The 20827-nt window shown below is 45.2% G+C and carries 23 protein-coding genes; 17 read left to right on the plus strand and 6 right to left on the minus strand.

Annotated elements, in window-relative coordinates:
- Positions 1-24: 24 nt before the first annotated feature.
- The 12 genes from BVG16_RS05310 (at position 25) to BVG16_RS05365 (ending at position 11616) form a co-directional block, all read left to right on the plus strand.
- A complete protein-coding gene (locus tag BVG16_RS05310; protein WP_078497510.1) occupies positions 25-1374 on the plus strand; it encodes a glycosyltransferase family 2 protein in 1350 nt (449 codons plus the stop codon).
- 171 nt (positions 1375-1545) lie between these two features.
- On the plus strand, positions 1546-1833 hold the full coding sequence (locus tag BVG16_RS05315; RefSeq protein ID WP_078497511.1) for a nucleoside-diphosphate sugar epimerase: 288 nt from the start codon (positions 1546-1548) through the stop codon (positions 1831-1833).
- Positions 1834-1859: 26 nt separating this feature from the next.
- Positions 1860-2246, plus strand: coding sequence for a restriction endonuclease subunit S (locus tag BVG16_RS05320; RefSeq protein ID WP_332888763.1), 387 nt, complete (start codon positions 1860-1862; stop codon positions 2244-2246).
- A 275-nt stretch (positions 2247-2521) separates the two neighbouring features.
- A complete protein-coding gene (locus BVG16_RS05325; protein WP_078497513.1) occupies positions 2522-2857 on the plus strand; it encodes a hypothetical protein in 336 nt (111 codons plus the stop codon).
- 251 nt (positions 2858-3108) lie between these two features.
- The gene (locus BVG16_RS05330; RefSeq protein WP_233146895.1) at positions 3109-4206 is read left to right on the plus strand and encodes a CgeB family protein; all 1098 of its coding nucleotides are present in this window, start codon (positions 3109-3111) and stop codon (positions 4204-4206) included.
- Positions 4207-4258: 52 nt separating this feature from the next.
- Entirely contained in the window at positions 4259-5524 is a 1266-nt protein-coding gene (locus tag BVG16_RS05335; protein ID WP_078497515.1) for a CgeB family protein, read from the plus strand.
- Between the two features lie 212 nt (positions 5525-5736).
- On the plus strand, positions 5737-7062 hold the full coding sequence (locus tag BVG16_RS05340) for a glycosyltransferase family 4 protein (protein WP_078497516.1): 1326 nt from the start codon (positions 5737-5739) through the stop codon (positions 7060-7062).
- Positions 7063-7093: 31 nt separating this feature from the next.
- Positions 7094-8185: a non-hydrolyzing UDP-N-acetylglucosamine 2-epimerase gene (gene wecB / locus BVG16_RS05345; RefSeq protein WP_078497517.1), complete on the plus strand. Its 1092-nt coding sequence runs from the start codon at positions 7094-7096 to the stop codon at positions 8183-8185.
- Positions 8178-9164 (plus strand): polysaccharide biosynthesis protein, encoded by a 987-nt coding sequence (locus BVG16_RS05350; protein WP_078497518.1) that lies wholly within the window; start codon positions 8178-8180, stop codon positions 9162-9164. Before wecB ends, BVG16_RS05350 begins: the two co-directional genes overlap by 8 nt.
- Positions 9161-9991, plus strand: a complete 831-nt coding sequence (locus tag BVG16_RS05355) for a dTDP-4-dehydrorhamnose reductase family protein (protein WP_078497519.1) — start codon at positions 9161-9163, stop codon at positions 9989-9991. The genes BVG16_RS05350 and BVG16_RS05355 overlap by 4 nt, the downstream gene beginning before the upstream one ends.
- Positions 9973-10884 (plus strand): NAD-dependent epimerase/dehydratase family protein, encoded by a 912-nt coding sequence (locus BVG16_RS05360; protein ID WP_144027298.1) that lies wholly within the window; start codon positions 9973-9975, stop codon positions 10882-10884. Before BVG16_RS05355 ends, BVG16_RS05360 begins: the two co-directional genes overlap by 19 nt.
- Before the next feature lie 12 nt (positions 10885-10896).
- Complete coding sequence (locus BVG16_RS05365; protein WP_078497521.1) at positions 10897-11616, plus strand: glycosyltransferase; 720 nt, start codon at positions 10897-10899, stop codon at positions 11614-11616.
- A gap of 154 nt (positions 11617-11770) precedes the next feature.
- Here BVG16_RS05365 and ytxJ read toward each other — a convergent pair whose 3' ends face one another.
- Positions 11771-12133 carry a bacillithiol system redox-active protein YtxJ gene (gene ytxJ, locus BVG16_RS05370; RefSeq protein WP_078497522.1) on the minus strand — a complete coding sequence of 121 codons (363 nt, stop codon included), beginning with the start codon at positions 12131-12133 and terminating at the stop codon, positions 11771-11773.
- Between the two features lie 115 nt (positions 12134-12248).
- On the opposite strand from ytxJ, the gene BVG16_RS05375 reads away from it, so the two are divergent.
- Positions 12249-12596 (plus strand): DUF1360 domain-containing protein, encoded by a 348-nt coding sequence (locus tag BVG16_RS05375; RefSeq protein WP_078497523.1) that lies wholly within the window; start codon positions 12249-12251, stop codon positions 12594-12596.
- On the opposite strand, the gene BVG16_RS05380 is transcribed toward BVG16_RS05375, so the two are convergent.
- Positions 12579-13565 carry a CgeB family protein gene (locus tag BVG16_RS05380; RefSeq protein WP_078497524.1) on the minus strand — a complete coding sequence of 329 codons (987 nt, stop codon included), beginning with the start codon at positions 13563-13565 and terminating at the stop codon, positions 12579-12581. The two genes, BVG16_RS05375 and BVG16_RS05380, sit on opposite strands and share 18 nt — an antisense overlap.
- Positions 13566-13655: 90 nt before the next feature.
- A complete protein-coding gene (locus BVG16_RS05385) occupies positions 13656-14318 on the minus strand; it encodes a BMQ_0737 family morphogenetic spore coat protein (RefSeq protein ID WP_078497525.1) in 663 nt (220 codons plus the stop codon).
- A 109-nt stretch (positions 14319-14427) separates the two neighbouring features.
- Here BVG16_RS05385 and BVG16_RS05390 point away from each other — a divergent pair, with 109 nt between their 5' ends.
- From BVG16_RS05390 to BVG16_RS05400, 3 genes are read left to right on the plus strand one after another with little or no spacing between them, the layout of a single operon-like run.
- Positions 14428-15711 carry a hypothetical protein gene (locus BVG16_RS05390; RefSeq protein WP_078497526.1) on the plus strand — a complete coding sequence of 428 codons (1284 nt, stop codon included), beginning with the start codon at positions 14428-14430 and terminating at the stop codon, positions 15709-15711.
- A gap of 32 nt (positions 15712-15743) precedes the next feature.
- The gene (locus BVG16_RS05395; RefSeq protein WP_078497527.1) at positions 15744-16886 is read left to right on the plus strand and encodes an N-acetylmuramoyl-L-alanine amidase; all 1143 of its coding nucleotides are present in this window, start codon (positions 15744-15746) and stop codon (positions 16884-16886) included.
- A 13-nt stretch (positions 16887-16899) separates the two neighbouring features.
- The gene (locus BVG16_RS05400) at positions 16900-17304 is read left to right on the plus strand and encodes a M67 family metallopeptidase (RefSeq protein WP_078497528.1); all 405 of its coding nucleotides are present in this window, start codon (positions 16900-16902) and stop codon (positions 17302-17304) included.
- A 105-nt stretch (positions 17305-17409) separates the two neighbouring features.
- On the opposite strand, the gene BVG16_RS05405 is transcribed toward BVG16_RS05400, so the two are convergent.
- Positions 17410-18048, minus strand: a complete 639-nt coding sequence (locus tag BVG16_RS05405) for a hypothetical protein (protein ID WP_078497529.1) — start codon at positions 18046-18048, stop codon at positions 17410-17412.
- Positions 18049-18362: 314 nt separating this feature from the next.
- On the opposite strand from BVG16_RS05405, the gene BVG16_RS05410 reads away from it, so the two are divergent.
- Positions 18363-18755 (plus strand): hypothetical protein, encoded by a 393-nt coding sequence (locus BVG16_RS05410; protein ID WP_078497530.1) that lies wholly within the window; start codon positions 18363-18365, stop codon positions 18753-18755.
- An 84-nt stretch (positions 18756-18839) separates the two neighbouring features.
- Here the strand turns inward: BVG16_RS05410 and BVG16_RS05415 are convergent, their stop codons facing one another.
- Both BVG16_RS05415 and BVG16_RS05420 read right to left on the minus strand, forming a co-directional pair.
- Entirely contained in the window at positions 18840-19349 is a 510-nt protein-coding gene (locus tag BVG16_RS05415) for a hypothetical protein (protein WP_144027299.1), read from the minus strand.
- 12 nt (positions 19350-19361) lie between these two features.
- Entirely contained in the window at positions 19362-20750 is a 1389-nt protein-coding gene (locus BVG16_RS05420) for a hypothetical protein (protein WP_078497532.1), read from the minus strand.
- Between the last annotated feature and the right edge of the window lie 77 nt (positions 20751-20827).

Genomic DNA, 20827 nt, shown 5'->3' on the forward strand with positions numbered 1-20827 from the left:
GAAGGCGAAGGGGGTGCTAGAGAAATGCCATCGACGAAAACCAAGCATGCGAAGCACACCCAAACGAGATATCATGCCGGTTACGAAGTCGGGTACCGCGAAGGGCTGCAAGCGGGAAATGCACGTTATAAGACGTTATTCGAAGGTACGAGTATTGTGATCCCTACATTTAATAAAGTAGATTTATTGCGCCAATGCCTCGAAAGTATACGTCAATATACGGATGTGCCTTATGAGATTATTGTGGTGGACAATGCTTCGACCGATGGCACGCGAGAGTACTTAAAGTCATTGGGCAGAGGGATTCGTTATCAGATTGAAGATTTCAATCGCGGATTTGCCGGAGCTGTGAATAAAGGACTTATGATGGCCCACGGCAAGACCATCGTGCTGCTGAACAATGACATCATCGTGACGAAGAATTGGTTATCCAATATGCTCGCTTGTCTACACAGTGATTCGAATATTGGTTTGGTGGGTCCCAACACCAATTATGTAGGAGGCGAGCAACTGATCTCGGTCTCGTATAAGACGATCGAAGAGATGCATGCTTTTGCTCATCAATACAATGTATCCGATTCGGGTAAATGGCAGCGAATAGATCGTCTCGTCGGCTTCTGTCTTCTCTTCCATCGCAGCTTATTAGAGCAAACTGGCTATCTAGATGAAGGGTATGAGGTGGGCAATTTTGAAGATGATGATTGGGTGATTCGTGTTCGTATACAGAATAAAGCTCTCGTTATTGCAGGAGATACCTTTATCCATCATTTTGGCAGTCAAAGTATGCGAGAATTGGGTACCCAGTTTTTTACGGTAAATAACCGTAACCAGGATTTTTTTCATCAAAAGTGGGGGAACCCCTATGAATTGGTGTACCAAGCGCAGCAACTGGCGCCACGACCGTCGTTACATGCGGAAGCATGTTCCATTCAGGCTTTTTACCCTACCCATATGATCGTGAAGGGGATTGGCCCGCAATTATATTGGGTGGAACAGGGGATGAGGCATCCTTTTCACGCTGAGACAGGTCATGCTTATCCCTATACCCAAATCTCCCAGCTTGAATTGCGGCAGTGGCGTAAGGGGGAAGAAGTTTCATTTGAGGATGTGATAGCAAAATGGAATCGATCGGCGATGCACCCATCCTCACCAGAGGCTATGCAGCATAATACAGGTGTGATCGTGGAAGATGTGCACGGCGTATTATATCAATTAAACCATACGTATCGTCGTCGGCTAATTAATGCGTATGCCGCATCGCAATGGCATCTGCAAAGCCGCCCCCGAAGTACTTGGTCGGATGAACAATTGAATCTATATATCGAAGGTTTTCCGATTATTGCTCCTCCACAGCTTCGGAACATGGAATTATAACATCATGTCCAGAGAATATGCCTGAGATCTGGGCGGAAGCTCTGTAACACGGTACATGTGACGGCATATGCTGTAAAAGGGTAGTGCTGGGGGCTCTCTTTGTAATGACAATGTTGAACCTATTCATGTAATAAAATCCCGATTTCTCCAAGGTAAGAGGGGAGGGTTCCTGTGCAGAACAAAATTACTGAAATTATTGTGCATTTGTCCAAATCCCAGCAGCATATGGCTTCCGTGATCGAAGCGAAACGCCATGTAGCTGTTCGAATGGCGCAAATCATTCATGCATTGCCAGATCAACATCCAAGTTTTGATGGGGTTAGCGGTCTAATGGAAGGTTCGGGCATGATTACGAAAAGCATCGTCTCGTATCTAAATAGTATTGCAGATTTACAAGAGGCGATCGCGGAAAACCTGACGCATGTCATGAAAGAGATGAGTGAACAGCAGGAAGAATAACGCGAAGTAAAGAGAGGTAATGGATCATGAGAGAACAAGCGTATCTCCATATGCTGGATGCTACGGCAAAGATGCAGTGGAATGTTGCCATGATTCTAGAGGCGAAGGCCATTGAAGCAGAGAAGGTGCGCAATTGGGCGCTGAATCATCTATCCGAGCACGCTTTTACGAGTCATGTCGAACAGTTGAAGGAAACGCTAGGTATTCACGATCAGCTCGTGGAAGTCATAGACGCGTTGACGAAGCTTGAAATGGGACTTGCGCATAATCTAAAAATCATTCTGAACCGTGAAGCGGATGGCGGCATGGGGATGGGTGGATTTGGTGGCATGGGCGGAGGATTTGAAGATCAGTTTGGAATGGGAGATTTGGATGATGGATCTTCATCGCCAGGAATGGGCAGCAAGGGTTAGTCTAATTAAAGCGATTGCGAACAGTCAAACTGCGTTATCGCGCATATTACATTCGGTCGCGGATGTTGCAGAGCAGTCTAGCTCCAAAGAGCTTGCCAAGAAGTTATGTGACAATATCCAAACGTTGACCACATATCAAAGAGCGTTGTGCCAAATGGCGCCGGGATTACGGTTCAAACAACGACCTAAAAAGGGAACTCCTACAAAACCATGGATCCATGCAGCTTCCTTCCGAGCACAACATGCAACCCGAGGAGTACAGGAGGAATTTGTGAATGCCAAAAACAAAAGGAAGAAAAAAAACGCTAAAGCGAAAAGGTAAAGTTTCGCGAAAAGTGAAGAAGGTAAGCCGGGGTAATAAACGCAGGTTGAAACGCGGCGTGAAACGGGTCCTGAAACGCGGTCTGCGTAAGAAAACGGCGAGAAAGAAACGCGCGAAGAAATCCCGTAAGCATGTGCATGTCGATCCACCTGCGCAGCTGGTGGAATCTCAGCACACGCACCATCACGGGGAGTTTAATGAAGAGTTCGATAAAGCGTATAACGAAGGTTTTAATGCCGGCTTCGCACAAGGCTTCGAGGATGGTCATAAAATCGCGTATAACGAGTAATCACCCGCTTCTATCGTCCCATACCGTACCTCTAATAGCATCTCCCTACATCCCGGGAGGTGCTATTCTATGTTCTTCTAGGTTCCCTTCTCATTTCCCAGAAGTTTTCGCTATGCCTGTACATTCCGTGTATTCCGTACTGGTTATTCGCCAATTTTGGCTTCCTATGGATAAGCGTCCATGATGCATCTGTCGCTAGTGCATATATAGTATAAAGACCTATCAATCCAATTATAGACAGGATGAATGCTGTGGAAGAGACGGATCAACACTTGACGTACAGCGGACGGGATGAGGGGTATAGGCTTGGGTATACAGATGGATATCGCATCGGAGGTTGCGAGGCGATCGTCAAGCATGTTGCTGAAGAGAGTTACTCGCTTCGCAACATGAAGGTTGTGTATGTGCCTCAAGGTTTTGATGCTATTGATCTTGGCGTGTCCGAGACACTTCGCCATTTGGTGAAGGTATTCGTCAAAGCGAGCGCAGACGAGATGCTGACCACGGTGAAGAAAGAGAAGCCGGACTTGGTGCTTGTCATGAACGGATTGCATGTTTTTCCTCCGACACATCATGACCATCTAGATCAAATCCGGAAGATGGGCATCAAGACGGCCATCTGGTTCGCAGATGATCCTTATTTTACGGACGACACGGCCAGTAATGCGCTGCACTATGATTATGTATTCACCCATGAGCAGAATTGTGTTGCCTTCTATCAAACCCAAGGCTGCAGCCATGTATATTATTTACCGTTAGCCATGACTCCGTTGACATTTCATCCCAAACGAGTAGCGCCTAAATATGTATCGGATGTATGTTTTATCGGGAATGCGTTCTGGAATCGTGTTACGTTGTTTGATGCCTTAGCACCCTATTTGGCAACGAAGAAGACGATTATTGCAGGAGGGCATTGGGATCGCTTAAGCAGCTACTCCTTATTGCAAGATAAAATCGTCAACGGCTGGGTTCCCATAGAAGAAACAGCGAACTACTACAATGGCGCTAAAATTGTCATCAACGTGCATCGGCCCCATGAAGCGGGCTCAGACAATCGCAACGGCAGGAATATTACAGGCTGTTCCATTAACCCGCGAACTTATGAAATTGCAGGTTGCGGAACATTGCAGATCACTGACATTCGGCAAGATTTAACGAGTTATTACAGACCTGGTTATGACATAGAGACATTTACATCCCCCGACGAATTGCAGGAGAAGATTGAATTTTACTTACAGCACGAAGAGGAACGAAGAACCATTGCGCTTCGGAGTCTGAAGACAACGCGAAGTAAGCATTCATACACCGATAGACTCAAGCGTCTGCTAGAAGTTGTAAGAAGCAAATAGTGTCCACGTTTCACAACCCCTAACGATAAAATTCATATGAAGGAGTGGCGTCATGACATTTCGTTTTTCAACTGGCGTGGTCTTATCCAAAAAACTCATGAATCGCTATTCGACAGGGTTCTCCAAGTCTAGAATGAAATCCAAAGCCAATTCAAAACGGAAAGGAACCGAGCAAACGGATCATTCAAACACCCCTGTGAAATCTGAGGCATCCGACAGAGCATTTGGTCCGGTGGAGGAAGCTAGACGCCAAGGCAGAGAACACGGATTCGATCATGGCTTCAATGAAGGCTATTTAAGAGGACATGCGAATGTGATTTTCAATACGGCACAAGAGCATATCCCGGTTCGACCGATCCATGTTCTTTACGTATCGACGGGCAAAGGATTTCCGTACTCTCCAATTGATGAAGCGATTGTTACAACGCTGCAAAGCATGGTAGCCAAAGTTACACCGACAGATCCAAGACAACCGGTCGCTGCGCAGGCAGCTGAGCTGCGTCCTGATTTGGTGCTGGTGGTGGATGGGATGGAGCTGAAGATCGAACAAGTTCATGAAATCCGGGCCCATGGCATACGGACGGCGATATGGCTCACCGATGATCCGTATTATACGGATATTACTTCTCATATTGTACCGCAGTACGATCATGTATTTACGTTGGAGTTGAATAGTGTTCCTTATTATCAATCACTAGGACACAAAAGTGTACACTATCTCGCCTTCGGCTTCCACCCGGAACAATACAGACCGATTTCTACGATTTCAAAGTTGCGGCGGGATGTGAGCTTCATAGGGTCGGGATATTGGAACCGCGTAGCATACTTCGATCAATTGACACCTTACTTGGCCAAGAAGAATGTTGTTCTTTCCGGACTATGGTGGGATCGATTGCGTGATTATGAAACGATGCAATCCAAGATCGAATTGGATAAATGGATGGGTCCGCAAGAAACCTCAGATATTTATAACGGTTCGAAAATTGTTATCAACATGCACCGCGCCCATGACGATACGAGCGTAAACAGTAATACGACGAAAATTACAGCCCTTTCGCCTAACATTCGGACCTTTGAAATCTCGGCTTCAGGCACGCTGCAACTGACAGATATTCGTGATGATTTGGCTCGCTATTATACACCGGGGGTAGAAATTGAAACGTATTCTTCGCCGGAGGAATTAATCGAGAAGGTTGAATTCTATCTCAATCATGAGAAGGAGCGCCGTGAAATTGCGCTGCGCGCATTGAAACGCTCCATCCGTGAACATACGTATCACAAGCGCCTGAATACCTTGTTATCCAAAATTTATGATTAGACACGCATGAATGGCTCGCATGCCGGTATGACGCACGTTATACCGGTTTTTTCTGTTCTTAGAAATAGGACAAAGAGGAAATTTGTACGAATGGTTAGGGTTCATATGTCGTGCCGATGAGTTTGTCCCCCTAATATATTGTACTACCAGTGGAAAGGGGTGAACGTTACCTGTTCATGCATGTCAAAGAATCCGTTGAACGGGGCTAAATTATGATGCCGAAAATGATGCTATTCTCGCATATTTGCAATCCCATCTATATTACGGGAGCAGAGAAGCTGCTCTTGTTCTTCATTCAAGAATGGATGCCCCACTATCAATGTGTACTCGTCGTTCCGAATGAAGGTGCATTATCGAAGCAAGCGAAGGCATTGGGGATTGAAATCATCGTTCTTCCTTGTCCGCTCTTATATAGCATCTATCAACCCAATCAGCATGTAAGAGGGGAACTCGAAGTACTCAAGCAGAATGCTGCATGGGGGCACCTGCTATATTTGTTGCGTTTGGTACAACCCGACATGGTCATGACCAATACATGTGTACACGTGCTTCCGGCTGTGGCCGCGAAGAGTCTGGGTATTCCGACGGTGTGGCAGATAACGGAGACGATGGTCGAGACGGAGTGGGTATCCTTATCCGTTGGCATTATTGATGAATATGCGGATCATATTATAGGAATTTCGCAAGCGACGATGAGATCTTTTCAAGCCGCGGGATTACAGGGGAAGATCACGATCTTGTCCCCATCTTGGCATATGGAAAGATTAGAGCCGGAGCAATGGAGCCACTATCGCACAATTAAGCGCATGCAGCTGCGAATGAACGATTCTACGAAGCTGATCGGGTACATCTCCTCTTATATTTACCCTAATAAAGGACTATATCATTTTCTGAAAATGGCGCTTCAAATCAGCAAAAGGTATAGCCATGTCGCATTTGTAATTTTAGGTAAACCCAAGGATGAACCTTATTTTCAAAAATGTATGTCATTAGTTCAAAAATCAAATCATTTCCATCAATTTCATTTCATTCGTTTTGAACACCATATTCAGGCGATATACCCTGCAATGGATATGGTCGTCATTCCATCCTTAACGTCGGAAGGCTTCGGAATGACGGCTCTCGAAGGGCTTATCTTCGGTAAACCCGTGATCGCTTACCGCTCAGGCGGACTTAGCGAAATTATGCAAGCTACGGCGAACGACGAGTATCTCGTAGAGCCGGGAGATATTGATGGATTAGCACAGCGTGTGAGTTTCTTGCTGGATCATCCGGAACAAGCGGAGTACGTCGGGCAGCTTAATCATCAGCGTGTCATGGCTGCCTTTGGCATTGACCAATATCGCATTGGGCTGCAGAGCCTGATGAGTAACCCTGCGCTGCAGGTCAGAAATCGTGTGGCGATGGAACCGATTGTTGCACCGAATCGCAAGCATGCGAAGAAATCCAAAAAACGATTTATCGTAAAAAAACGTAAGCGGACCACGAAAGGAAGAAAGCATCGAAAAAGAAAAAAGAGACGTCGCAGCCGGGTCTGATTACATTTTGGAAGAAGGAGAATGAAACCCTATGCGCATCATGACCATCCTAGGTACACGTCCAGAAATTATCCGGCTCAGCCTTATTATTCGCAAATTGGATCAATGGGCTGACAAGCATGTGGTCGTGCACACAGGCCAGAATTTCACGTCATCCCTGAGTGGGATATTTTTTGAACAATTAGCGCTTCGGGCTCCGGATTACGTGCTGGAAGGCAAACATCAATCGCTTGGCGGCCAATTGGCTGCGATGTTCAGAGAAGTCGAATCCTTGCTCTTGCAGGAGCATCCTGACAAGGTGTTGTTGTTAGGGGATACGAACAGCGCGTTATGCGCTATTCTTGCGGAGCGGCTTGGCTTTCAAGTCATCCATATGGAAGCGGGAAATCGATGCTTCGATCTGTCGGTGCCGGAAGAGAAAAACCGCCGAGTCATTGATGCGATTTCTTCTATTAATATGCCTTACACCGAACAAAGCAAAAAGAATTTAGTTCGTGAAGGGCTGCCGACGGAACGCATTGTGGTTACAGGAAACCCCATATATGAAGTGCTGCAGCATTATGCACCGCAGATTCATGAAAGCACGATCCTAGAACAATTGGAGCTTACGGCTAAGGGCTATTTGGTAGTGACGACACACCGAGCAGAGAATGTGGATCATGCCGAAAGTTTGAACGAAATTATGGAAGGGCTGAACCAGATTGCTGAGAAGTTCGGACAACGAGTGATTTGCAGTATCCATCCGCGCACGAAGTCGCGCATTCAAGAAAGTCTGAAGCTTCAGATGCATTCGCTTGTGGAGTTCCATGAGCCATTTGGGTTTTTCGATTTCGTGAAGCTGGAGCAGCACGCTCGGTTGGTACTTACGGATAGTGGTACCGTACAAGAAGAATGCTGCATTTTTCAAGTTCCAACCGTTACGATTCGCAATTCCACCGAGCGTCCAGAGACGATCGATTGCGGCAGCAATGTCGTATGCGGCGTATCGGCCAAAGCCATCGTTGAAGCAGCCGTCATTATGTCCGCCGTTCCTTCCCGATGGGAATGTCCTGTAGGGTACTTAGCGGACCATGTATCCGATAAAGTCATAAAATTTCTGCTTGGAGGGAAACTTCATGTTTGACAATCAGCGCATTTTGGTAACAGGCGGTACGGGATCTTGGGGATATGAGTTGATTCGCCAGCTATTACCGCAGAATCCGAAAGAGATTATTATTTTCTCTAGAAACGAAATCAACCAAGTGGCCATGAGCCGCACCTTTGAGGATCCTAGATTGAATTTCTATATTGGCGATATCCGGGATCAGGAGTCAATCATGCGTGCTTGCGAAGGCGTTGATTATGTCTATCATCTTGCAGCTCTTAAGCATGTTCCTGTCTGTGAGGATCATCCATATGAAGCATTAAAAACGAATGTGGTCGGTACGCAAAATGTGATTGAGGCTGCGATGAAGAATAAAGTCAAAAAAGTGATTTACATTTCAACGGACAAAGCCGCGAATCCATCGAATTTCTATGGCATGACCAAAGCGATTGGTGAAAAGTTGATCGTGTACGCCAATTTGCTGCACTCCGATACGAAATTTGTCTGTGTTCGGGGTGGTAACGTGTTAGGGACGAATGGCAGCGTCATTCATTTGTTCATGAGTCAAATTAAACAGAAGAACCAAATCGGCCTGACGGATAAGAATATGACCCGATTCTTCTTAACACTGCAAGATGCGATAACCTTGTTGTTCAAGGCCTCCATCGAAAGCGTTGGCGGCGAAATCTTCGTGATGACGATGCCGACTTGCAAAATCGTTGATCTTGCGGAGGTATTAATTGAGGCATCTGGCAAAAAAGATGTTCGAATTGTAGAAACGGGCATTCGTCCGGGCGAGAAAATTCATGAAATCCTGATGAGCGATTATGAGAGTGCAACGACAATTGTGTTTGACGAGCAATATTTAGTCATACTGCCAACGATTGATATTCCAGGGTTGAAGGATCATTACCACCGTTTTCCGCTCGTGGAATTCAGCAGCTTTAGTTCCTCGCAGAATCTCATGAAAAAATCGAAAATTAAAGAGCTTCTCATTCGAGGAGGTTTCTTGGCATGAAAATGCTGATTATCGGCGGCAACGGGATGGCGGGTCACCTATTGGTCCGCTATTTTCGGCATAAAGGAACGTATCAAGTGCTGCATACCACAAGAGATGCAGCTGACCGAGAGGGGTTCTTGCTGGATGTTACGGATCAGCAGGCGGTTGATGCGCTGTTAAAATCGATTCGACCCGATATGATCGTGAACGCGGTCGGTGTCTTGAATCAAGCAGCAGAGCAAAATAAGTCGCTTGCTTATGAAGTGAATGGCTTGTTCCCGCATCGGCTTCGTAAACTAGCCGATAAACTGGGAGCTCGTCTGATTCATATCAGCACGGATTGCGTGTTTAAGGGGGATCGAGGACAATACAGCGAGACAGACACGCCAGATGCCGTCTCTGTATATGGTCGCTCGAAGGCCGTCGGGGAGGTAAGCGACGCTCCACACCATTTGACGATTCGTACGTCGATCATCGGACCGGAAATTCGATCGGAATGTATCGGATTATTACATTGGTTCATGCAGCAGAAGGGGGAGGTCAGCGGCTACCGCGGCGTCCTATGGAACGGTGTAACGACACTGGAACTAGCCCGTGCAGTGGATAGCTTTGCCTTGAGCAGCGTGTCGGGACTTATCCATCTTGTCCATCCTAACCCGATTAGCAAGTATGAATTGCTTGGACTATTTCAAGAGGTATTCAACAAACAGGATGTAAAGATTGTTCCGGATGAGGTGATGAGGTTGGATCGGACACTTATCAATACCCGCTCCGATGTTCAATATGATGTGCCGCAATATCAGGAGATGCTGCAGCAGCTGGCAGATTGGGAACGAACGCAATGAAGGGGAGTTCGATTCTAATTACAGGGGCAGGTGGATTTACAGGCAGGCATGCCTGTACTTATTTTTCGGAGATGGGAATGCGTGTGTACGCCGCCGTCCGTCATGCGGATACCCCCGTGGCGAGTGGTGAGGGGGTCGTATGCGATATGCTGCACAAAGAGCAGATCTATATGATGGTGAGGCAGCTTCAACCCGATTACGTCTTGCACTTAGCCGGCAGAAATTCGGTGCCCGAATCATGGCAGGAACCTGTTACGTATTTGGAGACGAATATGATGTCGACGTTTTATCTGCTGGATGCCTTACGAGAGGTTCCCAAGTGCAGGACGCTTGTGGTTGGCTCCAAGTTGAAATTCGATATCACGGTCTCGACCGAGCCGCCGCATCCCTACAGCTTGAGTAAAACAATGCAGCAGATCGCCGTATCCACATGGGTCCATCTATTCGGACAATGTATGATGCTGGCGGAACCTTGTAATTTAATCGGTCCAGGACCTTCAACTGGAATTTGTGCCCTGATTGCTAGAAAAATGGTGCAAGTTGAAAGGAATGTGATGACGGACCCGTTTCGTCTGTCCTCTCTTGAAGAACGACGAGATTTTCTAGATGTGCGAGATGCTGTCAAAGCCTATGGAGTCATTCTGGAACGGGGGCAGGGAGGCCATACCTATCCCATCGAGTCTGGCATTCTACGGAGTTTAGGGGAAGTCTTTCAGACCTTTCAGCATCATGCAAAGAAGACTATTCCAGTGGAAGTCGTGAATCCAAGCGCTGGACAACATGTTCCTCTCGATCCAGGCCATGCTGCAATGATGCATGAGTTCGGATGGGAAGCAAATATTCCTTTCGATCAATCGATTCAGGATATCATCCATTATTTTAGGAATCCGTGAGGAGGAGAGCTTATGAAGCCTAAGGTAAGTATTATCATTCCATTTTACAATTGTCCCTACATTGAACAAGCGATTCAAAGCGCACTTGATCAGACATACGATAATATTGAGATTCTGGTTATCGATGACGGTTCAACGATGCATGCTGAGCGGATTACTCCGTATCTTGAACACGTCTATTATCTAGGGAAAATGAACGGAGGTACGGCTACCGCACTGAATCACGGGATTCAGATGTCTTCCGGCCAATACGTTGCTTGGTTAAGCTCTGACGATTTATTCTACCCGAACAAAATTGCAAACCAATTGCACTTTATGCTAGAGCAAAATGCACGAATTAGTTATACCTCGTTTAATAGTATTAATGCAGACAGCGCCGTAACCCAACTGGATGTTACACCGCGTTATTCGAATGAAATAGATTTCTATCGTACTTTTTTGAATGCAAATCCGATCAATGGATGTACGGTCATGATGAGAAGAGATTTGTTCGAACGCATTGGTATATTCAACGAGAGTCTTCCATATACCCATGATTTGGACTTATGGTATCGCGTGCTGCTCAATGGCATTAAGATCCACTTCCTAGGTCAATCTTTGGTCGCCTATCGTTGGCACGAGGAAATGGGAACGAAGAAGCATGCGGAGGCGATCCAGCACGAAGTGGCATACACGATGGGGAAATACAAGCCGTCGCTCGAATGGCTTATCTCCCAGATGGCTTTTGTGTGACAAGCAAAAATAGGTGAATGAAGCAGTCCATATGACAAGTTCTCACAAGCGATTTCTTTCATAATATATCGTATCTCAAGTAGAGTTACGGAGCTCCAAATGAATACAAAAAAATGTTCATCAAATGGGGGATGAACATCATAAACTGATTGATTTAACCAGGAAAGAATTGATCAGCTGCAGCGCACAAGCTGTTAACATGTATTCTTTGGTGGGAAGCATGCCACAAGACCTTGTTGTCGCGAATCAACAATACTTGGGGCGATTGATGTGGGATTCCGAGCAGCTGCGTAACTTGATTCGAGATCGATTTTTCTTCGATGACCCTAATGACAGCAAACAGGAATTTAGATGATCGTTCAGGGAAATGATCAATAAAGCGATGGATGGTAACGTGCGCATTGCGGCTAGGACCGCAGTGCGTACTATGCTTATATAAGAATAAAGGCGTTTCGCATGTCTTCTGCAACCATTCGGTAAGTTGTTCCTCGGTTTGAATCATAATTAGTCCTGACATAAGATAGGCTCCTTCATTTCAGCATATCTTCATCTATGACCAGTTCTTGTAAAGATCGTTATGTCATAAGATGAAGTAGGATCGTAACCAGCTCGTAAAGGGAGGGACTTGCATCTTGTGGGAAATATCATGGTTGACGTTTATATTATTGATTCTAGCGAGCTATCGATTAACTCGTTTGATTGTATTTGATCAGATCACATCATTTATTCGCCGTCCATTTCTGGAAGAACAATTTGTTGATGACGGATCTGGGTCTATCATAGCCACAATTGATGAAAAGGGTGGACGATTCCACGCATTTATGCGGGATCTTCTTACCTGTTATTGGTGTGTAGGGGTATGGTCCTCTATCGCATTAACGATTGCTTATTTACTTATTCCAACGATGATATTCCCTGTCATTCTCATTTTAGCCATTGCTGCAGCAGCAGGCATTATCGAATCATTCGTGAGAGGTTAAATAGGTTAGCATTTGATCTAGGCGGTTCGTAAAGGTATGATTCTGCAGCGTTCGATCATAAGCTTTTTGGGCGATTTCAGTCTGAGTGCTGGGATCATACACCGAAGCATGGATGAGATCCGCACACTCTTTTGGGGATGAGAATGAGATGATCTCTTCACCCAGGGTATAACATTGATCTAAATCAGGCCGATAGTCGATAAGCTGAAAGGCATTACAGGCTGCGATATCGAAAGTTCGGTTATTGATGGAGTATCCCGGCACGCCTGTTTTATTCTTATCCAGGAAAGCATCATCGTGACTTCGATGAATATTAAGTACCACTTTTGCCCCGTTATAGTATCGAACCGTTTCCGAGGTGTTGACCCACTTTTTGCGTATATTCGGCATACAACCATCCGAGATGTTTAACGATTCCCAAAAATGTCCAATAAGTTGGACCTTGACATCACGGTTGACATGCCTAAGCATTTCCTCCATGAACGTGATCCGATTCTGATACCCGGTTCCAACAAAACACACGTCACTTTGATAGGTAGGATGTGTGACAAAAGGACGGAATACATCCGGATCGGTCCCAAGTGGCAAATGAAATACGCGTTTACATCCCATGCGTTCATAGAAGGGTATGCAGCCGGAATCAATCGTGAATACCACATCGTAGGCTGCTGCAACGAGGGAGGCATTGTCGATGGCATACGGGTCATCGGTGAACCAGACGGCTGTTTGGATGCCCATACGGCGAATGCGGTGAATGAGATCTACAGGCAAATGTGATTTCGGACCGCATAGGGTCAACACCAAATCAGGTGCAAATTCCTCGATCTCCGGTATCAAATGCTGAATTGGCGATCGGTTCAGTAGAAAAAATCGGGTCTCAGGATTTCTGCTGACCAAGGCTTTCATCGCAGCATTATCTAGCATATCGATGGGCCTACGGTATCCTGAAGTAATGTAGTAAATTCTCATGTTCCTCTCCTGTATTGCTATCGTTCTGAAAGCTATTGTGCAAAAAAAAAGGGATGGTGTGGTACCACCCCAACGACAGCAGGTTTTTTGTTAAGTCGCGAATGGATATGGGTGACCAGGAAAGATAGCAGGGCATTGGTGCGGGAATGTAACAACACATGGGTTTTCCGGAATCGGAATATCCGCACGAGGTTGGCATAGTTCCGCTTCAACCATCAATTTGACAATGGCCGTTACTTGAATACTTTGGCAGATATTGATATCGACGTTAACCAGAGTATTGTCAACAACGTCTAATACTTCAATCGTTGTTCCGCTTGGTATTACTGTAACATCAACATCTGTTCCTGGAGGGGCGCAAAGCAATACTTTTTCGAATCGTACAAAGCTTTTTGTATAGGTGCAATGTACGACATTCGGCACTACGGAAGTATCGGTGATTGTAACGAGGTATGTTCCCGTTTTGCGGATGACAACCCGTTGCAATGTTAGTGTAGTTCCCCCAATAGTTACCACAACATTTTCTCTTACAGAACCTGGTTTCTCGACAGCCTGAACACTCGTCAACTCGACACTAACGGAAAACGACGAAGGCAACGGTAAGCAAGCAGCTGGATCGATGGTGGACTCATCAACAATTTGTGTCACTTTGACAATCCAGTCGAATATTTTAGGAACCTGTATGCACTCCAGACTAGGTAACGGCAAATATTCTGGTGATGTTTGTTGCCCTTGAACTAATTTACGTTCCATTTATATTTCGAGCCTCCTTTGTAGTTGTTAAACTCAATTACAGTCTATGGGTATCAAGGTAAAAAGGTGACGAATAAATTTGATAAATTTTGTCTGAGGAGGGATGTGCATGAAACCTCAAGTTGTCATTCGGAATCCAGCGGAAACACAGTGGTTTGGCCTGAATACAGACGGTACATTAGCGTATTCAACCCATCGTGAAGATGGTGCGTCTACCCATGGATGTCTAAAGGCGAACGAACCCATTACAACATTCTCGATGGTTCAGCATCGCGGTGTTCTTCACATTTTGACGAATACGCATAGCGGTAGTCTTTACTACATTCAATATGAAGAGAAGAGCCGTGACCAGCAGGAGCTGCGCATCATATCTGGCCATGAAGCACGTTTTCCTTATTTGTTCTTCTATAAATCGATACTTTATGTATGCTGCGTGGTTACAGAACAGGATCAATCCACGTTCATTATCAAATCGTTGGAATCCGGATTGTGGAAGGAAAGTTCATTTCCGTTATTCCAAGCTGAGGATGCCTTGGTACGGTTGGAAGAAGCTATTTTTGCCATTTCGAATAACGGTAAGCTGCATGGGCTATTTCGATATCTCAACCAACGTGATGAATGCGTGCTGTCTTGCATCGAATATGACATCGAGCGGGATATGCCAATCGAACGTCGGCTATTTGCTTTGAGGCAGAAAAACCAGCGGTGGAATCTGGGGTTGGATGTAGACCATTCAGGTAAACCTCATTTTGTATGGACGATTCAGCATGGAGGAACGGCCGTTTATTATTATGTGAATGCAGAGCGCGAAGCAAGGTCATCGATGCCGTTGTTAATCAATGGAGATCATGATGCAGCGATTCCGCATTTTCTGTTCGCGAATGAATTGATTCTCGTCTTGTTCTGGAACGGCAATGGACGTGTAGAATATGTGTATTCATTAAATCGAGGGCAGACATGGTCTGCAAGCGGCCATATTCACTTTGATCAACGTGCTCCCATACGTCTCGTTCAATCTCTCCGAAAACAATCCTGCATCATTTCGCCTGAACCAGTGATGGGATTTCATTGGCCTTTTTTTCGTTCTCTGGAATTTATTGATCTGTTTAATCCTCAAGTTGGATTAGAATTCTCCAAATCTACAGTGGAACGATTGCACTGGATCAAATTACAGATGGAATCTCTATACAGCGACTACCAGCAGCATACAAGTCAATTACGGCAGGAAGCGAGTGAACTCTCTCTTCTGAATGAAGCAAAAGAAGGTCAGGTTCGACATCTGATGCGAGAAGTGGATCAATTGAAGAAAGAAGAACAGAAGGTACTGCAGCAGCTAAAGGATTTGAACGAGATGGATGAAGAAGAACCTTTTTCATTACGCTTCATACGATAGTACATAAATGCCTATGGGCGGAGGTGAAAGGTATGGAGATTCGAATCAATTCGGTTTCGCTATGCCAAATATCGGATTCATTATTAAGCGATGTCTATGATGTATTGACGCGGTACGCGATGCAATTTCATGTCGATCAGGATCATCAGCGGCTCTACATTGTTAGTCCAGTACAAGGGATTCGCATTTATTGGGAGATGGAGAACGGATTCATTCCGCAATCCTTGTCCGATAAGCTTCGCGCTAGCCTGACGCAACTGGGTTTTGATGTTCGTATTGTGAAAGATGAAGAAGAGAAGAGACGGCAGCAAAGGCTGTGGGATGCGTCAAAGCCAGGTCTGTGGCTATCGATCGGCAGTGACAAACCGTACGCAAGCGGCATATCGATTTATTATTCACTGAATAAAATGAAACCAAGCAAACAACTCGCGACGATTCTGAGCCAGAATATTTCTCAAATGACGGACATCTCGGTAAGAGGCGCTTTCTTCGAATGGAAGAATACGATGAATCGTCTGATCCCGTTATCCGGATCAGAACCGCCTATGCCAACGGTCCACTTGGCGAGTAATGATTACTCCCAGATGAACGAACGGCAAATCGAAGACTTTACGTATTGCATGACGCGGACACTCACAGCTTATTATCATCAATCCTTCCTGATTGATGTCATTCAGTATTTCCTCTACTTCCAACATGCGCCGACTCCGATGGAATCGCAGGAAGTCGTAAGCAACGTTAAGGAAGAGATCCTTCAGGTTTCGATGGTGCATGAGGAAGCCATACATGAAGAACAAGTGATGGAGCAGCCTGAAGTTACGTATGAAGTGCCAGAACAAGAGCCTGTGCGGGGAAGCGAGCCACCACAAGAAACAGAAGAAATCCAGGACATCATGGAGCCTGTCATGGAGCCTATGCTGGAGCCTGTGGAAATACATCAAGATGAACATTTTGAGGAAGAGGAGCCAGCGGTAGAACAGCAAAACATGAATTATTCGACCTTTTCATGGGTCCAGTCCCAAATGGTCAAGCAAGGTACAGTGAAGAATACAACGCATGAAATGACGACAGCTTCGTTCATGGGGCAAATGAACCGGTTGGCCCAAGCGAATCCACCTCAGGAGAAGAAACAAGAAATAAATATCCTCGCTTATAATAATCGGCAAAAGCGTTAGGAGCTGCAGTGTCATGGATGGCTTCGTCATGTCTACCGATGTCTTTCACCACATGATTCGATATTGTATGTCACAGCGACCTATTGAAGCCTGCGGCTTCATATCCGGTAAGAACCAAATTGCAAGACGTTATTGGCCCATCCGTAATGAGGATCAAAGTCCGGTATCCTTTACGATGAATCCGATTGAATTGGATGAAGCGTTTACGTATATTGAGGCATTTGGCGAAGAATGTTATGCCATGTTCCACTCGCATCCTACGGGGTTGCCTTATCCTTCACCGTTCGATGTAGAACATACAGTCTATCCGATTTCCTCGATTATCGTGTCGCTTCGCGGCAATCGGCCCCGAATAAGAAGTTATCGGATTACGGAGGGAACCGTATATCCTGAACGGATTATCCTAATACCAACATAAGGCGGATTTCAGCTCTGAGAGAGAGCCTGAAATCCGCTATTCTGCATGCTTAAGAGAACGTCAAATCGTAAGGGGATAAGAAAGGATAAGATTTATAGCAATAAATTATAGAAGTGTAGATTGATAAATATCCGCAGCGAAAGCTAAGCCAGCGGTGTTAATCGCACCGTTATTGACATAGTTGGCAACTTCGAACGAGAAGATGAATTTTACGTCGAGTGCTACAGAGATTAGACCTGATGTTGCAGGGACGGAGTAGAAGCGAACGTTCTGCCAGTTATAAGGATTTTTATTATCCGGAGAGATTCCGCTAAGTGGGTTTAGGGATCCTGCCATCAAATCAACATTTAAATTGGTAAAAGGTACAATCGTGAGTCCAAGCGCATCAATGGCTTGGATATTTGCAGTGACCGCATTATCTGCAAACACAGTCAAAGCGATAACAAAGCTATTGAGAACCCCTACGGATAATGGAATGGTTACGGAACTAGCAGCAAAACCTTGAATTTCCCCAGGAATGGGAACGGGTTTACTCCACAAAAACTGAGGATTGGCTGCACCAGCGAAAGTCGTATTATCGTTATCGAATTTAGCGAGTTGAGGCCAGATCAGCGGAGCATTTCCGACATTGACTGAATTCGGTGCGGCTCCGCCTAATAATGCAGTGACGGCTGCTGCTTTGCTGCCGGCTGCAACGACATTGGACGTGCTGCTTGTTAATCTTTGAATGGGTATTGATGCCATGCTTAATCAGCTCCTTATTTGATGAGAAAGTGTGATTTGTTTATACTTCTTATCCCCTTACGCTATTAATATATTCAGAGATGATATAAACCGTATGGTTAATCTTCTAACATCAATCGCATATTTTTCATAGATTGTTGATTTCTTAAATGACAGATTGATACTCCAAAAGTTACTATTCTATGAATCTATGAATGGCTTGGTTACTCTATTAGCATCAATCGCATATTTTAATGCCGTAAGGTAGCAGCACAATCTTTCTTCTCGACGTTGACATATTCATAGAGAAGAACAAACGGGAGGAGGTGATTTTTATGCCGATATTCTTCAATAGAAACGAGATTTTCAGTTTATCCAATGGGCTTGTACCGGGCAAAACATCCTATCAATTCGTATTTCAGAATGACACGAATGTGTCCATCTGCGATTTGCATCTCATGACAACAAGCCCATCCCCAGGTATCCCGCCACTGATTACAAAAGTCAAATTGCAGACAACGACCAATGCCAGTGCTGTAGTTCTAGCCACCCCAACGAATACACTAGACATCGATATTCAGAGCTTCTTCGGATTTACGAGCTGTATTTCCCCAACATTTCCAGCAAGCTTCTTCCTGCTCACCATCACTTTCAGCCGTCCGTTTACTGATTCCGAAGGATTGCAAATTGCCCCTACGAACTTCGAAGGGGATGTTATTGTCGCTTAATGTCAGCATTGCGTGATGCATTGGACAAGCAAATAAGATCGAAAAACACCGCAGCCCCTTAGGGACTGCGGTGTTTCTCATCCACTAATTGGATTGTGCTGCCCCATATAAATGGATGCAGATCGGGTTCCATACGCTATACATTTGATTGCGGATGAATAGGTAGGCATCGATTTGAATGGTTCCAGCATGCTTCGGGAAATTAAAATCCATTTGAATTTCTTTTAATTCAAAGGAAGAACCCGGTGTGAGCTGAAGTGGTTCAATTGATTGTATTCGATATTCACCTGTCTTTTTTCCATGGGAAGACCAGTCTTCCCTCGTAAAGGACCAGCCATGCGGGGATCCGTTGCGTGATTTCATATACATTCCGTATACACTAATTAAACTTGGAGAGAGGACCTTTCCACTTAGTTTACCTACATTTCCTGGCGAGATTTGCAGGATTATTTCGGGATTATCAAGCGTTTCGTTGCTTTGATTTCGGAAGGTTAAGCCGGCGTAAATGGATATGCGACGCAACTCAACATCGAAATCCGTGAAATGTTGAAAATAGCCTTCGATCATGGCGTTTGTTTCTAATTCAGTCATCATCAGACATCCCTTTCATTCATTTCCGGTTAATTTATATAAAAAGTGAACGACTTTATCTCTTACGCTTTTTTTTCCAGCGTCCCCATTCAAATCAAGCGTGACGACGTTGGATCGCGGATCTGCGATAACTTCATTGCTGATTTGCGTAGGCGAATAGACATTGTTTGATGGTCGAACTTGTGTGCTGGGAGCTGAATGTAATGTATGTCGAGGGAGGGCTTGGCGTATAGATAACTCTTCATTAAGGATTAAGAGCCGAGCTTTATAGGCTGCAACAAGATCTTTCCAATGTTTGATGGTCTGTTCAAATTGCTGTTGTTCTGACAGGAGTTGTTCTTTCTGCTGGACCATGGATAAGGCAGAAGACATCCACCGTTCCGTAAATAACAGGGATTGACGGAAATCGCGATCAGACCTGTATTGATCGATACCATATCCGGTCTGTTCGTTGAGTTCATGTATACTGCGGCTATCTGCGAACCAAGAAGGACTTATCGTACCGAAAGAGGGATGATCCGTAATAGCCACCCATTTGACGATCGATTCCGTGTGGGCGGCTTGGATGGGACCCCATGAACTTGTCGATGGTTGATATTGAAGTTGATATAAAAGAGGATCTGAATGCCAAAAGCATCGAATATGCTGGCCTTCGATGGCAAAGGTTGCATCGTCTATCGTCAGTTGCGGAATTAGGATCCCGCTGTCGGCAATGAAATGCAGTTTTTGATGATCAGCATGTAATTGGAAATAGGCGAGATGGAGCTGTCCAACGTAAAATTGGAAGAGCACGATATGCCATGTGTCAGACGAATCTACAGCAAGCAGGGGAACCAGCTGGCATTGGTCATTCGTTTCGTAGACGGTGAATGGTTCTAACCATTGTTCCAACGTGTGGTCATACGGAAGCAAGCAGAACTGGGTTCTCTTATCCACCGGGACCGTATATCCTAACATGATGATGTTATTGTCCATCAGAAGTTGAACACGATCTATAGCATCCGATTCGACTACGGCGATCGGCTCATTCCAGTGAATACCGGATAGCTGCCGATATTCGATGCGGTTGTGGTACACCATGAACAAATGAAGTCGATTCGAATGGCATCCTAATTGAATATCCATGACGTCCTTAGCATTGCGATCGATGGAGTGGAATTGGACGGTATATTTATAGGGATGCAGGATCGCATGAATAATCTCATCGAAGCGATTGATATAGATCATATGAATAAACTGCTGCTCATCTTGGCATATCCCGATATGATCCGTTTGGGCCTCAAGCAGCAATTCGTTCGGATGTTCAAGTATGCTATGTTCGAGGGGATCAATTATAAACCCCTGTTCAGAGGGTCTAATCACAGATAGATGATAACGGTTCGCTGCTATATAGTGAACCTTCATTTGTATTCCTCCTTTCCAATAGGAGATGCAACACTTCGATTCATGATTATTTTATTCGGAAACCTGAAGACGAAGAA

This window comes from Paenibacillus selenitireducens (assembly GCF_002021565.1).
GTDB classification, from domain to species: domain Bacteria; phylum Bacillota; class Bacilli; order Paenibacillales; family Paenibacillaceae; genus Paenibacillus_K; species Paenibacillus_K selenitireducens.

Coding starts and splice junctions, on each gene's coding strand:
- BVG16_RS05310 (WP_078497510.1), top strand. CDS start 25: ATGCCATCGACGAAAACCAAGCATGCGAAGCACACCCAAACGAGATAT.
- BVG16_RS05320 (WP_332888763.1), top strand. CDS start 1,860: ATGAGAGAACAAGCGTATCTCCATATGCTGGATGCTACGGCAAAGATG.
- BVG16_RS05325 (WP_078497513.1), top strand. CDS start 2,522: ATGCCAAAAACAAAAGGAAGAAAAAAAACGCTAAAGCGAAAAGGTAAA.
- BVG16_RS05335 (WP_078497515.1), top strand. CDS start 4,259: ATGACATTTCGTTTTTCAACTGGCGTGGTCTTATCCAAAAAACTCATG.
- BVG16_RS05340 (WP_078497516.1), top strand. CDS start 5,737: ATGATGCCGAAAATGATGCTATTCTCGCATATTTGCAATCCCATCTAT.
- wecB (WP_078497517.1), top strand. CDS start 7,094: ATGCGCATCATGACCATCCTAGGTACACGTCCAGAAATTATCCGGCTC.
- BVG16_RS05350 (WP_078497518.1), top strand. CDS start 8,178: ATGTTTGACAATCAGCGCATTTTGGTAACAGGCGGTACGGGATCTTGG.
- BVG16_RS05355 (WP_078497519.1), top strand. CDS start 9,161: ATGAAAATGCTGATTATCGGCGGCAACGGGATGGCGGGTCACCTATTG.
- BVG16_RS05365 (WP_078497521.1), top strand. CDS start 10,897: ATGAAGCCTAAGGTAAGTATTATCATTCCATTTTACAATTGTCCCTAC.
- ytxJ (WP_078497522.1), bottom strand. CDS start 12,133: ATGTCAGGACTAATTATGATTCAAACCGAGGAACAACTTACCGAATGG.
- BVG16_RS05380 (WP_078497524.1), bottom strand. CDS start 13,565: ATGAGAATTTACTACATTACTTCAGGATACCGTAGGCCCATCGATATG.
- BVG16_RS05385 (WP_078497525.1), bottom strand. CDS start 14,318: ATGGAACGTAAATTAGTTCAAGGGCAACAAACATCACCAGAATATTTG.
- BVG16_RS05390 (WP_078497526.1), top strand. CDS start 14,428: ATGAAACCTCAAGTTGTCATTCGGAATCCAGCGGAAACACAGTGGTTT.
- BVG16_RS05395 (WP_078497527.1), top strand. CDS start 15,744: ATGGAGATTCGAATCAATTCGGTTTCGCTATGCCAAATATCGGATTCA.
- BVG16_RS05400 (WP_078497528.1), top strand. CDS start 16,900: ATGGATGGCTTCGTCATGTCTACCGATGTCTTTCACCACATGATTCGA.
- BVG16_RS05405 (WP_078497529.1), bottom strand. CDS start 18,048: ATGGCATCAATACCCATTCAAAGATTAACAAGCAGCACGTCCAATGTC.
- BVG16_RS05410 (WP_078497530.1), top strand. CDS start 18,363: ATGCCGATATTCTTCAATAGAAACGAGATTTTCAGTTTATCCAATGGG.
- BVG16_RS05415 (WP_144027299.1), bottom strand. CDS start 19,349: ATGATGACTGAATTAGAAACAAACGCCATGATCGAAGGCTATTTTCAA.
- BVG16_RS05420 (WP_078497532.1), bottom strand. CDS start 20,750: ATGAAGGTTCACTATATAGCAGCGAACCGTTATCATCTATCTGTGATT.